Below are 14,525 nucleotides of genomic sequence, written 5' to 3' on the forward strand. Positions count from 1 at the left end.
ACCGAGATTCATGAGCATCGAATTGGCGAATGCCAAGCCGCACACCCACGGCGTGGGCGAGGCGCCGCCCAAGACGAAGTCGCAGCTGCTGCGCTCGTTCGACCCTGCCCAGTTCCCGACCCTCACCGGCCGTGAGGAGGAGTGGCGGTTCACGCCGATCAAGCGCCTCGCCGGGCTCGACTCGGCCGAGACCGCTCCGGCGGCGAAGGCCGCGGAGTACGCGATCCGCAGCCTGCCCGAGGGTGTGAGCGCCGAGGCCATCGGCAAGGACGACGCCCGCCTGGGTTCGATCCTGACCCCGTTCGACCGCCCGAGCGCGGTCGCGTGGGCCAACAGCGAGAAGGCCCTGCTCGTGGCCGTCGCGCCCGAGACTCAGGTCGCCGAGCCGGTGTGGCTCGACGTGACCGGCGGCGGCCTGGACGGCGCCACGTGGGCCCACACGTACATCGAGGTCGGCCGCCACGCCGACGTCACGTTGATCGTGCGTCACACCGGTCAGGCCCGCCTGGGCGACAACGTGGAGATCTCGGTCGGCGACGGCGCGCACCTGCGCTTGGTCGTGGTCGCCGAGTGGGACCGCGAGTCCACCCACGTCGAGCACCAGAAGGCCCGCCTGGGCACTGACGCGAAGCTCGACCACATCGCGGTGACGCTCGGCGGCGACCTGGTGCGCCAGTACCTGTCGATCGACTACGCCGGCCGCGGCGGTTCTGTGGACGCCTACGGGCTCTACTTCGCCGACGCCGGCCAGCACTTGGAGCAGCGCCAGCTCGTGGACCACTCGGTGCCCGACTGCCACTCCAACGTCAACTACCGCGGGGCGCTCCAGGGCGCGACCGCGCACACCGTGTGGGTCGGCGACGTCCTCATCCAGGACAAGGCCACCGGCACCGACACGTACGAGATCAACCGGAACCTCGTCCTCTCCGACGGGGCCCGGGCCGACTCGGTCCCCAACCTGGAGATCGAGACCGGTGAGATCGTCGGCGCCGGGCACGCCTCGACCACGGGCCGCTTCGACGAGGAGCACCTGTTCTACCTCCAGTCGAGGGGGATCCCCGAGGCCGAGGCCCGCCGCCTGGTCGTCAAGGGCTTCTTCAACGAGATCGTCTCGAAGATCCCGTCCGAGGAACTGCGCGAGGAGCTCACCGAGCTCGTCGTGGCCCGCCTCGATGCCGGGCCAGCCGAGGCCGGTGCGTAGATGACCGACACGGATTTCCTGCGCGTGTGCGCGCTCGACGAGCTGCCGGAGGCCGAGCCGATCGCGGCCGACATCCACGGCACGTCGATCGTGCTCGTGCGCAAAGGCGACGAGGTCTTCGCCCTCTACGACGAGTGCTCCCACGCGGCCGTGGCGCTCTCGGAGGGCGACGTCGAGGACTGCTCGATCGAATGCTGGCTCCACGGCTCCAGCTTCGACCTGCGCACCGGGAAACCCTCGGGACCGCCCGCCACGGCGCCGGTCCCGACCTATCCGGCCGAAGTCCGCGACGGCGACGTCTACCTCAGCCTGAAACCCAAGACCACCGAACACGCTTAGGAAACCAGCAATGAGCAAGCTCGAGATCCGCGACCTGCACGTCTCGGTCGACACCGAAGACGGCGCCAAGGCGATCCTGCACGGCGTCGACCTCACCATCAACTCCGGGGAGACCCACGCCATCATGGGCCCCAACGGGTCCGGCAAGTCGACCCTGGCCTACTCGCTGGCCGGGCACCCGAAGTACGAGATCACCGGCGGGACCGTCCACCTCGACGGCGAGGACGTCCTGGAGATGACCGTCGACGAACGCGCCCGCGCCGGCCTGTTCCTGGCCATGCAGTACCCGGTCGAGGTCCCCGGGGTGAGCGTCTCCAACTTCCTGCGCACCGCCAAGACCGCCGTCGACGGCGAGGCCCCGAAGATCCGCACCTGGATGAAGGACCTCAAGGGCGCGATGTCGGAGCTGAAGATGGACGAGGCGTTCATCAACCGCAACGTCAACGAGGGCTTCTCCGGCGGTGAGAAGAAGCGCCACGAGATCCTCCAGATGGAGCTGCTCAAGCCCAAGTTCGCGATCCTCGACGAGACCGACTCCGGCCTCGACGTCGACGCGCTGCGCGTCGTCTCCGAGGGCATCAACCACGCCAAGGCCACCAGCGACTCCGGTGTCCTGCTCATCACCCACTACACGCGCATCCTGCGGTACGTCAAGCCCGACTTCGTGCACGTCTTCGTCGACGGCAAGATCGCCGAAGAGGGCGGCCCCGAACTGGCCGACAAGCTCGAAGCCGAAGGCTACGAGTCCTACGTCGGCCAGAAGGCCGCCTAGACCACCAGGAAGAAGGAGCCCGTGGAGGCTGTCACCAAGCTCGACGTCGAGGCCGTCCGCGCCGACTTCCCGATCCTGGACCGCAGGATCGGGGGCCGGCGGCTGGCCTATCTCGACTCGGCCGCCACCTCGCAGAAGCCCGTCCAGGTGTTCGAGGCGATGCGCCGCTTCACCGACCACTCGAACGCGAACATCTCACGTTCGGTGCACACGCTCGGCGCCGAAGCGACCGAGGCCTACGAAGGCGCCCGCGCCCGCGTGGCCGCGTTCATCGGCGCCCCCAGTGCCGACGAAGTGGTGTTCACCAAGAACTCCACCGAAGCGATCAACCTGCTGGCCTACGCGTTCCAGAACGCCGCGTTCGACCCCGGCGCCGACCCGCGCTTCAAGCTCGGGCCCGGCGACGAGATCGTGGTGACCGAGATGGAGCACCACGCGAACCTGATCCCGTGGCAGCAACTCGCGCAGCGCACCGGCGCCACGCTCAAGTGGATCGGCGTCACCGACCACGGCCGCCTCGACCTGGAGAGCGTCCCCGAGGTCATCACCGAACGGTGCAAGATCGTCTCGTTCACCGCCGTGTCCAACCTGCTCGGCACCGTGAACCCGACCTCGCAGATCACCGCCCGCGCCCGCGAGGTCGGCGCGCTGGTGGGCCTGGACGCCTCCCAGTCCGTGCCGCACATCCCGGTGAACGTGTCCGAGCTCGGCGTCGACTTCATCGCGTTCACCGGCCACAAGATGCTCGGGCCCACCGGCATCGGCGTCCTGTGGGCGAAGGCCGAACTGCTGGAAGCGATGCCGCCGTTCCTGACCGGCGGCTCGATGATCAAGACCGTCACCATGTCCGGTGCCTCTTTCGCCGACGCACCGGCGAAGTTCGAGGCCGGGACGCCGCCGATCGCCGAGGCCGTGGGCCTGGCCGCCGCGGTCGACTACCTCGAAGGGCTGGGCATGGACAACGTGCGGGCCCACGAGAAGGAACTCGCCGGGTACATGCTCGAGCGCCTGGAGACCGTCGACGGGCTCACCGTGGTCGGCCCCCGGGTCCCCATCGGCCGCAGCGCCACCGTGTCGTTCACGTTCGCCGAGGTCCACCCGCACGACGTGGGCCAGATCCTCGACTCCGAAGGGATCGCCGTCCGGGTCGGCCACCACTGCGCCAAACCCACCTGCGACCGCTTCGGCGTCAACGCCACCACGAGGGCCTCGGGGTACGTCTACAACACCCACGAGGAAATAGACCGGCTCGTGGAGGCGTTGGGCAAGGTGCGAAAGGTGTTCGGCTGATGGATCTCGACGAGCTGTACCAGGAAGTCATCCTGGACCACTACAAGCGCCCCCGCGGCGCGGGACTGCGCGAACCCTTCGAGGGCGAGTCGCACCAGGTCAACCCGACCTGCGGCGACGAGATCACCCTCCGGGTCCACGTGGAGGGCGACAAGGTCGCCGACGTCTCCTACGAGAACGTCGGCTGCTCGATCTCCAAGGCCTCCGCGTCGGTCCTGTACGAACTGGTCCAGGGCCAGTCCGTGGACGACGCTCTGGCGCGCCTCGCCGAGTTCACCGAGCTCATGAACTCCAAGGGCCACGGCGAGGGCGACGAGGAGACCCTGGAGGACGCCGTCGCGTTCGCGGGCGTCTCGAAATACCCGATGCGCGTCAAGTGCGCGCTGCTGGGCTGGATGGCGTTCAAGGACGCCCTGGTCCGCGCTTCGGCGACCAATGATTAAAGCCTCGATCCCCGGAAGGACCGGAGCATGACCGACACCGTGAAGGCCAAAGAGGACGACATCCTCGAAGCCATGAAGGACGTCGTCGACCCCGAGCTGGGCATCAACGTCGTCGACCTGGGCCTGATCTACGGCGTCCACGTCGACGAACAGAACGTGGTCACCCTCGACATGACCCTGACCTCGGCGGCCTGCCCGCTGACCGACGTCATCGAGGACCAGTCCCGCACGGCCCTGACGACCGGCGCCGAAGGCGGCCTGGCCTCCGACCTCAAGATCAACTGGGTGTGGATCCCGCCGTGGGGCCCCGACAAGATCACCGACGACGGCCGCGACCAGTTGCGCGCCTTGGGCTTCAACGTCTGACGGCGTCAGACGTTGAAGGATGAGACGCAGCAGCGTCTAGCGACATGGTGAAGGTCCGCCCCGCCTCCGGCGGCGGCAAGATCGTCGAGGTCGAACCCGAACGGCTCCCCAAGTGGGTCGCGAACTTCGCCGCCCGCAACGGCGGCATCGCCGCCCACCACGCCGAGGGCGACGCGTGGACGATCGAATCGAACGAGGGACCGTTGGCGAGCGTCGTCTGGACGCTCGCCGGCGGCCTGCCTTCGGCGTGGCTGCTCGACCCCGACCCGATCCGCGCCGCCGAGCACCTGAGGGACTACGCCCTCGAACCCCGCCGCATCGCAGTCCTCCTGGCCCGCAAAGGCGCCTACTCCGTCGGCATCCTCGCCGACGGCCGCATCCTCACCTCCAAGACCGACACCTCCTACGTCCAGGGCACCACCAAGGCAGGCGGCCAATCCCAACAGCGCTTCGCCCGCCGCCGCGAAGGCCAGGCCAAAGCCGCCCAGAAACGAGCACGCGAAGCGGCCTTCGCCGTCCTCGGCAACGCCAACTTCGACGCCCTGGTCACCGCGGGCCCGGTAGAGGGCATCCTCGAAGACCCCCGCCTCACCGCTCTCAAGCCCGCGGTCCACTTCGGCGACACCCCCGAACCCAAACAAGCCCTCCTCGCCCCGACCGCCTACAGGGCAATAAGCTTCCAAATCCACCTCCCCGACCCGGACAAGCGCCGAGTGACCTTCGGCAGCCTGAAAGGCCAGCTCGAATACGACGACGCCGCGTTCGACATCGACCCGGACATCCAAGCGGCGTTCTACGCAGACGAGCCCTAACCCAACGCGAGCTCCACCAGCCGTTCAGTGTGGATCCGCGTGGAGTCGAAGACCGGGACCGGACTGTCCGACCCGTCCACCAGCAACGTGATCTCGGTGCACCCGAACACGATCCCCGCCGCCCCCCGCGAGGCCAGACCGGCCATGACCTCGCGGTAGACCTCCCGCGACGCCTCACGGACCTGCCCGAGCGTCAACTCGCCGTAAATGATCTCGTGCACCGCCTCCCGCTCGGCCTCGGCCGGGACCAGCACCTCGATCCCGTGACGCGCCATCCGCTCGGCGTAGAACCCCATCTCCATCGTGAACCGGGTCCCCAGCAACCCGACCGTCCCCGGCCCGCCCGCCCGCGCGCTGGCGGCGACGGCGTCCACGAGGTGCACGAACGGCACGTCGATCGCGTTCTCGATCGTTTCGGCGACCACGTGCATCGTGTTGGTGCACAACGCGACGTATTCGGCGCCGCCGCCCCGGCGCGGGCCGGGGCGGCGTCTGCGTGTTCAGGCTTCGGTGAAGGCGATAGCGGTGGTCCAGCCGCCGTTGATCTGGTCTTGGACTTTCATGTGCAGCAGCTGGAACGCTTCGAGGGCGCGGGCGTGTTTGAGGCCGCCGACGTCGATGGGGCGCAGGTCGGCATCCAGGCACAGGCCGGTGACGGTCTTCTTCGCGTCGGGGTCGTCCCCGGCGATGAACACGTCCAGCGGCGTCGAGTTGGCAAGGCGGGACGCGAACGTGGTGTTGAACGCTTTGACGACGCGCGCCCCGGGTGCGGCGTCGGCGATCTGTTGGGCCGCGGACTTGTCGGGCGGGGTCACCAGGCCATCGAAGGTGTCGAAGTCGACCGGGTTGCAGATGTCGACGACGGTCTTGCCCGCGAGCTGGTCGGCCCACAGCCGCGCAACCTCAAGGCTCCCCTCGTACGGGGTCGCGAGCACGATCACCTCGGCTCCGGCGGCGCTGTCGAGCACTTCTCCGGCGGCGCTTTCGCCGAGTTCGGCGGCGAGGTCGGCGGCCTTGTCGGGTTGACGGTCGGCGATGCGGACCTGGTGGCCGCCGCGGACGAGCCGCAGCCCGATGCCGCGGGCCATGTTGCCCGAGCCGACGATGAGAATCTCCATGTGCGTTTCCTCCTTGTGTTGGCGTGCAAGCAGTTCGATCTCAGGGGGAGGTCTCGGCCTTGATCTCGGCGGCTTTCGCGTCGGGGTCGTCGGGCGCTTCGCGCTGGGTGGCGCGCAGGGTCAGGTTCGGCATGAACAGGGTGAGGACGATGGTGACGGCGGCGATGCACGCGGCGATGAGGAACACGCGGTCGAGGCCGTCGGTGAAGGCCTGCTGCACCACGGTCCGCACGGGCCCGGGGAGGTGGGCGACCACGGTCGGCGATTCCATGACGGCGTTCAGGTCGGTCTGGGCGAACGCGGCCTGCTCGTCGGGGGAGAGCTCACCGACCGCCCCGGGGAGGTTCGCGTCGAGTTCGGTGCCCAGGCGGGTGGTCATGACCGCGCCGAGGACGGCGGTGCCGACCGCGCCGCCCAGCGACCGGGCGAAGTTGTTGGTGCTGGTGCCCGCGCCGAGGTCCTCGATTCGGACGATGTTCTGCATGGCCAGCACCAGCGGCTGCATGAACATGCCCATGCCGACGCCCAGCACCAGCAGGTAGACGCTGGAGACCCACAGCGGCGTGTCGACGTGCAACTGCGTGAACAAGGCGAGCCCGGCGGTGATCACGACCGACCCGGCCACCAGGAACCACTTGTAGCGCCCCAGCCGCGAGATCACGAACCCCGAACTCACCGAGGTGATGACCATGCCGACCATCATCGGCAGCATGAGCAGCCCCGATTCGGTGGGCGTGTATCCGCGGACCATCTGGAAGAACAGGGGGATATACACGATCCCCGAGAACATCCCCACCCCGAAGATCAAAGCGATGACGCTCGCCAGAGCGAACGTCCCCTGCTTGAACATCCGCAACGGCAGGATCGGCTCCTCGGCGCGGGTCTCGACCACGATGAACGCCGCGGTCAGCAGCGCCGCGGCCCCGAACAGGCCGACGATGACCGGTGAGCTCCACGCGTAGTCCTTCCCGCCCCAGGTGACGGCCAACAGGAGACTGACCACGGCCGGGACGAGGCAGCCCGCGCCGAGCCAGTCGATCTGGTGGGGCCGGGTCGGGAAGTGGTGCCTGCGCAGGATCTGGTCGACCGCGATCATCGCGGCGAACCCGAGCGGCAGGTTGATGTAGAAGATCCACCGCCAGTCGACCTCGGCCAGCCACCCGCCGAGCACCGGTCCCGCCACCGACGAGATCCCGAAGACCGCACCGAAGAACCCCTGGTAGCGGCCCCGCTCCCGCGGAGAGACCACGTCGGACACCACGGTGAACGCGAGCGTGATCAGTCCGCCGCCGCCCAGGCCCTGGAGCCCGCGGAACAGCACCAGTTGCAGCATGTTCTGCGCCAGCCCGGCCAGCGCGGACGCGACCAGGAAGATCACGATCGCCGTCAGGATCACCGGTCGCCTGCCGTACAGGTCCGAGAGCTTGCCGTACAACGGCACCGACGCGGTCGTGGCGATGAGATAGGCGGTGACGACCCACGTGTAGTCGTCCATGCCATGAAGATCACCGACGATCGTCGGCAGCGCGGTCCCGACGATCGTCTGATCGAGCGAGGCGAGCAGCATCGTGAGCATGAGCGCCCCGAACAGCGTGTACAGCTCGCGTTTACTCATGGTGGCGCTCGGGCTCATAGAGCCGAGCGTATGGCCCGCCTCCGCGAAGACGGGCCGAAACGGCCTATTCGGGCCGCCGGTCGACCGCCCACGACCCGGCCGGGACGATAACCTGCCCGACCTGGGCCTCCTTCTCGGTGTGGTTGACGATGAACCGCCAAGGCCCTCGGTCGACCACGTCGACCCCAGGCGAGCCCGGCCCGGTCAGTTCGAGCTCCTCGAACAGCCGGTCCCAGGCCTCGTCCACGAGCTTGCACGACACATACCACGCCTCGCCCTCGCCGAAGGGATTCACCGTGACCGCGGGCTGGTTCTCGATCACGTCCCCGGTCGCGTACTGGGTCACGCATTGGGCTCCGCGAAGTTCCACGAGTTCGCAGAACCGTTCGGCCGCACCGAAATTCCACAACGCCCGCAATTCACCGGCAGGTTGAGGCAGATGCTCGGTGACCCGGATCCCGAACAGATCGGTGAGCCCGCCCAGATACCCACCGGTCCACACCTGACAGTGTTCATCGACCGCGCCGGTCAGATACGACGCGACGAGGCGACCGCCCCCGGCGGTGAACCAGCGGAGGTTCTCCGCTTCGGCCTCGGAGAGGATGTAGGTGCTGGGCGCGATCACCGTCCGGTACTTCGACAGGTCTCCGCCGGGGGTCGCGAAGTCGGCCACGACGCCTCGCTCGCGTAGGACGCGGTGGATCTGCGCCACGTTCTCCAGATAGTCGACGGGCGCCGGCAGGTGCGCTCCGCCGGTGGCCCACCAGGATTCGTGGCTCCACAGGATCGCCGTGTCGGTCTCGACCGGGGAGGCGACGGTGTGCGCGATGCCGGGCAGGACGTTCCCGAACTCGGTGACTTCCCGGAACATCCGGGTGTGCTTGCCCGCGTGGGGGAGCAGCGCGGAATGCCATTGCTCGGCCCCGCCTTTCCCTGCCCGCCATTGGAAGAACAGGGCGCCTTTGGAGCCGCGGCTGATGTGGATCATGGAGTGGCGGGCCATGCGGCCGGGAGTCTTGGCGATGTTGCCGTGCGGGGAGTGGACGGTGGCGGCGGCCTGCTCCATGAGCAGCCAGTCGCCGCCGCCGGCCCACGACCGGGAGAGGTCGGCGTGGAGGGCGCTCTGTTGCTCGGCTCGCTCGTCGGGCGCCGAAGGGTAGGAGTCGAACGCGATCAGGTCGACCTCGCTCGCCCACTGGTGCGGGTCGACCGGAACCCATTGGCCGAACACGAGATTGGTCGTGATCGGGACCTCGGGGTTCGCCTCCCTGAGAATGTCGCGCTGGTCCTTGTAGTGGGCGAGCATGGCGTCGGAGGTGAAGCGCTTGTAGTCGAGTTCGTGGGTGGGGTTGGCGAGGTATTGGGTGGCGCGGGGCGCGAGGATCTGGTCCCAGTCGCTGTAGGCCTGGGACCAGAACGAGCCCCACCATGCTTCGTTGAGCGCTTCGAGGGTCTTGTACTTCTCCTGGAGCCAGACGCGGAAGGCCCGTTCGGCGTGCGCGGAGTGGGTGGCCGAGCCGTATTCGTTGTGGACGTGCCACATCGCCAGCGCCGGGTGCTGGGCGTACCGCTCGGCGAGCGCGGCGGCGATCCGCCGGGAGGCGTCTTGGTAGGCGGGCGCGCAGATGTCGTAGGTGTCGCGGGAGCCGTGGACTTGGAGGACCCCGTCGGGGCGGGTGTTCAGTGCGTCGGGGTGGGCGAGGGTGAACCACGGCGGCGGGGAGGCGGTGGGGGTGGCGAGGTTGACGCGGATGCCGCCGGCGTGGAGTTTGTCCAGGACGCGGTCGAGCCAGTCGAAGTCGTATTCGCCTTCTCTGGGTTCGAGGCGGGACCAGGAGAACACGCCGACGGTGACGAGGTTGACGCCGGCTTCGCGCATGAGGTGCACGTCGTCGTCCCAGATGTCCTCGGGCCACTGCTCGGGGTTGTAGTCGCCGCCGTAGCTGAGGCCGTCGAGGCCTTTGGGCCAGTCCATCAGGGGTCCTCCATCACACGGGGCGGCGAGCCATTAGTTGCAAGACTAAACTAACGGCTTGTGGGGCGATTTGCCCAGCCTAATGTGACCCCTTTTCGGGTTCGCTTATTGGGCGTTCGCCAACGCCCCGAACCGCTCGCTCCGCAGCCGCTCGGGCCACGAGTCGTCGATCTGCGGCAACTGCCCCGGATTCACCCCGACCGCCCACGCCAGCAACAGATCAGCGAGCTTGGGGTTGCGAGCCAGGCCCGGACCGTGCATGTACGTCCCGATCACGTGACCGGCCCAAGCGCCCTCGGTCGCCCCGTCATTGCCGATCCCCGACGTGACCCGCGCCAGCGGCTGCACCGCCTCACCCAGATGCGTACGCCCGCCGTGGTTCTCGAACCCGGTGATCGGACCGATGCCCAGCTGCGGCGCGGTCTCCCCGGCGATCTCCCCGACCGCACGCGACGGCCCCCGGTCCGAACGCAGATCGAGGATGTTCAACCCCTCGTGAGCGCGCCCGTTCGCGTAGAACGACGACCCCAGCAACTGGTAGCCCGCGCAGATCGCCAGGATCGGCTTCCCCGCCTCGGCCGCGCGGCTCAGCGCGCCGTCCTGAAGCAGCCGGTCGGCGGCCACGGCCTGCGGACCGTCCTCGCCGCCCCCGATGAGATACAGGTCGGCGGAGTGGGGGACGCGCTGGTCGCTGCGGACCTGCATCGGCTCGACCTCGATGCCGCGGGCCCGGGCCCGGTGGGCCAGGACCAGCAGGTTCCCGCGGTCGCCGTAGGTCGACAGCAGGTCGGGGTAGAGCCAGACGATGCGCAGGGTGCTCATGGCCACGGTCGGACGCTCACTCTCTTCTTGCTAGTTGACCCGGTTGAATTCGGCGCGGATGTCCTGGAACGCCGTGTAGTTCGCCACGACCTCGACCGGGCCCGGCGGCACGGCCGCGATCGCGGCGCGAATGTCGTCGACGACCTGGAAGCGGACGTTGTCGACCTCCAGGCGAACGGCCAGGTCGGTGCGACGGTCGCCGGTGACCACGACGTTGCGCCCCGACAGGGACGTGAAGTCCACGTCGTAGATCCAGGAGGTGTCGAACCCGTCGACCTCGCGGGCGTTCAGGGACAACACGACCGGCGGCACGGGGTCGATCATGTCGAACGATTCGAGCCACCCGGCCGGGTTCTTCGCCAGCAGCAGCCGCAGCTGCCGCCCGTCGCGTTCGACCCGCGCGTACCGCCCGGCCACCGAGGCGACCTCGGACAGGCGCGGCGCGGCCTGGGCCGGGTCGACCCCGAACAGGCTCGCGATCGCCAGGGCCGTGGCCGCATTCGCGCGGTTCACCCGGCCCGGAAGCTGCAGGTTCAGTTCATAGCGTCGCCCGTCGGGGCCGACGACGGCCTCGCCCTGCTGCGCGACCGACCACTGCGGGCTCGGGCGGTTCAGGCCGCAGTTCGTGCACCGCCAGAACTCCCCGAACCGGTCCAGGTGCGAACCGCAGTTCGGGCAGATCGCCGAGTCGGCCGTCCAGCTCTGGCCCGCCGCGACCCATACCACCCGCGGGCACACCGACGCGGCCCACACGATCAGCGGGTCGTCCGCGTTGGCCACGATCGTCGACTGCGCCGCCGCCTCCTGCAACGTTTGGCGCCACTTCGCGGCCAGCGCCGTGACCTCCATCGCCCGGTCGAGCTGGTCGCGCGAGAGGTTCAGCAGCGCCACGACCTTCGGGCTCGCTGCGTCCAGCAGCTGCCCCAGGTAGTGCTCGTCGCACTCCAGGGCCGCGTACTCGGCCTTCGGGGCCTTCGCCAGCGCCGTGGTGTGCCCGGTCGGCATATTGGCGCCGAACGAGTTCGTGGCGACCTTCCCGATCGCCTCCAAAGCCGCGGTCGTGAACCGCGTCGTGGTCGTCTTCCCGTTCGTCCCCGAGATCAGCACCACGTGGCGGCCCTCGGCCAGCAGCTCCAGCAGCCGCGGCTCCACGATCAACCCGACCCGCCCGCCGATCACCGAACCGTCACCCCGGCCGGTCGCCCGCGACAGCGCGGCTGCCGTCCGCAGGAGCGTGGTGGCGAACTTCGCGCGTGGGGTCAGATTCGCGCTCATGCGGACTCTCGCTTTCGGCTGGATCGGACGCGGCGACGGCGTACTGCAACGCCTAAGAGTTTGTCACACGACCCTCAGAACCCGTGCCCAGTGGCAAGGGAGCGTGAGACCGCCCGCCCCCGCGCTGACGACCGTCGATGCCCCGCCCCACCCGCCCCCACTCCACAGTGACCACCCGGCCCCGCACCGTGCCCGCCGCCGTGGCGCAGCGTGCCCGAACCAGGGCGCCCAGTCCGGTCCCCTTGCGGCCCAAGCCACCCGAACGAATGAAAAACGAATGAACCTCACGTCTCGACACCGGTGTCGCACACACCTCCCTCCACCCCACACCACCACCAACCACCAGCACAAACACCACCCACAACACGAAAGCCCCACCAAAACAACCCCCACAGGTGGGGAAGAGTGGAGTAAGGTGGGGCGCAATGGCGGGACCGGTGGCCCGCCACAGCGGTCGGGGAGGCCGCGCAGACACCAAGTCACGGGGGGTGGCGCCAATGTTCCTCGGCACCCACAACCCCCGCCTGGACGACAAGAACCGCGTCATCCTCCCCGCCAAATTCAGGGAAGGACTAGCGGAGGGCATCGTGATCACCAAAGGCCAAGAACGATGCCTCTACGTCTTCCCCCAGACCGAATTCACCCGCATCGCCGAAGCACTCCAACAAGCCCCCATGTCCTCCAAGACCGCCCGCGCCTACAGCCGCGTGTTCTTCGCCTCCGCCCACGACGAGACACCCGACAAACAAGGCCGCATCACCATCCCCGCCCGCCTGCGCGAATACGCCGGACTCGACCGCGACCTCGCCGTCATCGGCGCCTCCAACCGCGTCGAAATCTGGAACACCACCACCTGGGACGACTACCTGGAGGCCTCCGAAGAGGCCTTCGCCGACATCGAAGAGGGCGACCTGCCCGAAGGACTGTGAGAAGGAGGTGAGCCACATGAACGCACCGCACATCCCCGTCATGCTCGACGAGGTACTCGACTACCTCGCCCCCGCAGCCGCACGAGACGGCGCGCTCGCGGTCGACGCCACCCTCGGCGCCGGCGGCCACACCGAGGCCCTCCTCACCGCCCACCCGGGCCTCACCGTCATCGGCGTCGACCGCGACCCGACCGCGCTCGAGCTCGCCTCGAAGCGCCTCGCCGACTTCGGCGAGCGCTTCATCCCCGCCCGCGCCGTCTACGACCAGATCCCGCAGGTGCTGGCGGACAACGGCTTCGACCGGCTCGACGCGGTCCTGTTCGACCTCGGCGTCTCCTCGATGCAGCTCGACCAGGCCGACCGCGGCTTCGCCTACAGCCAGGACGCGCCCCTGGACATGCGCATGAACCCCGACGACGACCTCACCGCCGCGATCGTCGTCAACACCTACCAGCCCGGCGACCTCGTGCGCCTCCTGCGCACCTACGGCGAGGAGAAGTTCGCCCCCCGCGTCGTCAGCGCCATCGTCAAGACCCGCGAGAAAGCACCCATAACCTCCAGCCGAGCCCTCGCCGACCTCGTCCGCGACGCCATCCCCGCGGCCGCCCGCCGCACCGGCGGCAACCCCGCCAAGCGCACCTTCCAGGCGCTGCGCATCGAGGTCAACGGCGAACTCGACACCTGGGAGCGGGCCCTGCCCGCCGCCCTCGACGTCATGAACCCCTCAGGGCGCATCGTCGTCCTCTCCTACCACTCCCTCGAAGACCGCATCACCAAACAGGAGCTCACCCGCCGAGCCACCTCCACCAGCCCCGCCGGACTGCCCGTCGACCTCCCCGGCACCGAGCCCACGTTCCGACTCCTCACGAAGAAGGCCCAGCAACCGACCGAAACCGAACTCGACCGCAACCCGCGAGCGGCGCCCGCCCGGCTCCGCGCCGCGGAACGCATCGCACCGTCCACAGGAGCAGGAGGCGCACCATGAGCGACCAGCCCTACCGCCGGCCCCAGGCCGACCCCGAGGAGATCATCAAGGCCGCCCGCCGCCGGGCCCGCGCCGCGTCCTCGCGCCGTAGGTCCCTCGTCGGCGACGCCGAGACTCCCGTGTTCGACGGCAACCTCGCGGTCCAGCCCGCACCGGTCGAAACCCCGGCAGAGGCCCCACCCGCCCCGGCACCAGCCGCGCCGCAACGCGAGACCGTGGTGCTCCCGCGCACCCGACCGACCGAGCGCACCGCCGCAAAGCCCGCGCCCGACCCGGTCGAAGTCCCGCGCCCGGCGTTCGTCGGCGGCATCGTCGCCCTCGTCGTCGCCGGCATCGTCGGCCTCCTCGTCCTCAACACCGTGATCAACGAGGACGCCTACCACCTCCAAGACCTCCGCACCCAATCCGGAGAACTCGACCAGACCGAGCAGGCCCTGGCCGACGAGCTGACCAACCTCAACTCGCCGAACAACCTGGAGGCCGCGGCCTCCGAGCTCGGCATGGTCAAGCCCGAGAAGGTGACCTACCTGTACCTGCCGGGCGGCCAGACCGTCGAGATGCCTTGGAGCGGAAAGTAAAGGAC

Annotated in this window: 16 protein-coding genes; 10 read left to right on the top strand and 6 right to left on the bottom strand. The window is 68.9% G+C overall.

What is annotated here, in order from left to right; translation table 11 throughout:
* The first annotated feature begins 10 nt into the window (after positions 1 to 10).
* Genes sufD through AB0B28_RS19075 form a run of 7 tightly spaced genes read left to right on the top strand, consistent with a single transcriptional unit; the run spans position 11 to position 5,223 of the window.
* On the top strand, positions 11 to 1,201 hold the full coding sequence (sufD, locus tag AB0B28_RS19045; protein WP_360122959.1) for a Fe-S cluster assembly protein SufD: 1,191 nt from the start codon (positions 11 to 13) through the stop codon (positions 1,199 to 1,201).
* On the top strand, positions 1,202 to 1,540 hold the full coding sequence (locus tag AB0B28_RS19050; protein ID WP_360122962.1) for a non-heme iron oxygenase ferredoxin subunit: 339 nt from the start codon (positions 1,202 to 1,204) through the stop codon (positions 1,538 to 1,540).
* A 10-nt stretch (positions 1,541 to 1,550) separates the two neighbouring features.
* The gene (gene sufC, locus AB0B28_RS19055) at positions 1,551 to 2,312 is read left to right on the top strand and encodes a Fe-S cluster assembly ATPase SufC (RefSeq protein WP_360122965.1); all 762 of its coding nucleotides are present in this window, start codon (positions 1,551 to 1,553) and stop codon (positions 2,310 to 2,312) included.
* A 21-nt stretch (positions 2,313 to 2,333) separates the two neighbouring features.
* Complete coding sequence (locus AB0B28_RS19060) at positions 2,334 to 3,602, top strand: cysteine desulfurase (RefSeq protein WP_360122968.1); 1,269 nt, start codon at positions 2,334 to 2,336, stop codon at positions 3,600 to 3,602.
* Positions 3,602 to 4,045 carry a Fe-S cluster assembly sulfur transfer protein SufU gene (gene sufU / locus AB0B28_RS19065; RefSeq protein ID WP_360122971.1) on the top strand — a complete coding sequence of 148 codons (444 nt, stop codon included), beginning with the start codon at positions 3,602 to 3,604 and terminating at the stop codon, positions 4,043 to 4,045. The genes AB0B28_RS19060 and sufU overlap by 1 nt, the downstream gene beginning before the upstream one ends.
* Positions 4,046 to 4,072: 27 nt before the next feature.
* Positions 4,073 to 4,411 (top strand): metal-sulfur cluster assembly factor, encoded by a 339-nt coding sequence (locus AB0B28_RS19070; RefSeq protein ID WP_360122974.1) that lies wholly within the window; start codon positions 4,073 to 4,075, stop codon positions 4,409 to 4,411.
* A 44-nt stretch (positions 4,412 to 4,455) separates the two neighbouring features.
* A complete protein-coding gene (locus AB0B28_RS19075) occupies positions 4,456 to 5,223 on the top strand; it encodes an acVLRF1 family peptidyl-tRNA hydrolase (RefSeq protein ID WP_360122977.1) in 768 nt (255 codons plus the stop codon).
* Here AB0B28_RS19075 and AB0B28_RS19080 read toward each other — a convergent pair.
* The 6 genes from AB0B28_RS19080 to AB0B28_RS19105 form a co-directional block, all read right to left on the bottom strand.
* Positions 5,220 to 5,669 (bottom strand): amino acid racemase, encoded by a 450-nt coding sequence (locus AB0B28_RS19080; RefSeq protein WP_360122980.1) that lies wholly within the window; start codon positions 5,667 to 5,669, stop codon positions 5,220 to 5,222. The genes AB0B28_RS19075 and AB0B28_RS19080 overlap by 4 nt on opposite strands.
* A 54-nt stretch (positions 5,670 to 5,723) precedes the next feature.
* Positions 5,724 to 6,380: an NADPH-dependent F420 reductase gene (locus tag AB0B28_RS19085; protein ID WP_360123179.1), complete on the bottom strand. Its 657-nt coding sequence runs from the start codon at positions 6,378 to 6,380 to the stop codon at positions 5,724 to 5,726.
* A gap of 1 nt (position 6,381) precedes the next feature.
* A complete protein-coding gene (locus AB0B28_RS19090) occupies positions 6,382 to 7,974 on the bottom strand; it encodes an MDR family MFS transporter (protein WP_360122983.1) in 1,593 nt (530 codons plus the stop codon).
* Positions 7,975 to 8,020: 46 nt separating this feature from the next.
* Positions 8,021 to 9,931: a beta-galactosidase gene (locus tag AB0B28_RS19095; RefSeq protein WP_360122986.1), complete on the bottom strand. Its 1,911-nt coding sequence runs from the start codon at positions 9,929 to 9,931 to the stop codon at positions 8,021 to 8,023.
* A 105-nt stretch (positions 9,932 to 10,036) separates the two neighbouring features.
* A complete protein-coding gene (locus tag AB0B28_RS19100; RefSeq protein WP_360122989.1) occupies positions 10,037 to 10,759 on the bottom strand; it encodes a glutamine amidotransferase in 723 nt (240 codons plus the stop codon).
* A gap of 24 nt (positions 10,760 to 10,783) precedes the next feature.
* Positions 10,784 to 12,016 (bottom strand): MurT ligase domain-containing protein, encoded by a 1,233-nt coding sequence (locus AB0B28_RS19105; protein ID WP_360123182.1) that lies wholly within the window; start codon positions 12,014 to 12,016, stop codon positions 10,784 to 10,786.
* 509 nt (positions 12,017 to 12,525) lie between these two features.
* On the opposite strand from AB0B28_RS19105, the gene mraZ reads away from it, so the two are divergent.
* Genes mraZ through AB0B28_RS19120 form a run of 3 tightly spaced genes read left to right on the top strand, consistent with a single transcriptional unit; the run spans position 12,526 to position 14,520 of the window.
* A complete protein-coding gene (mraZ, locus tag AB0B28_RS19110; protein WP_360122992.1) occupies positions 12,526 to 12,957 on the top strand; it encodes a division/cell wall cluster transcriptional repressor MraZ in 432 nt (143 codons plus the stop codon).
* Between the two features lie 16 nt (positions 12,958 to 12,973).
* The gene (rsmH, locus tag AB0B28_RS19115) at positions 12,974 to 13,942 is read left to right on the top strand and encodes a 16S rRNA (cytosine(1402)-N(4))-methyltransferase RsmH (RefSeq protein ID WP_360122995.1); all 969 of its coding nucleotides are present in this window, start codon (positions 12,974 to 12,976) and stop codon (positions 13,940 to 13,942) included.
* Positions 13,939 to 14,520 carry a hypothetical protein gene (locus tag AB0B28_RS19120; protein WP_360122998.1) on the top strand — a complete coding sequence of 194 codons (582 nt, stop codon included), beginning with the start codon at positions 13,939 to 13,941 and terminating at the stop codon, positions 14,518 to 14,520. Before rsmH ends, AB0B28_RS19120 begins: the two co-directional genes overlap by 4 nt.
* Positions 14,521 to 14,525: the final 5 nt, after the last annotated feature.

Source organism: Glycomyces sp. NPDC046736 (assembly GCF_040645615.1).
Classification (GTDB): Bacteria; Actinomycetota; Actinomycetes; order Mycobacteriales; family Micromonosporaceae; genus Glycomyces.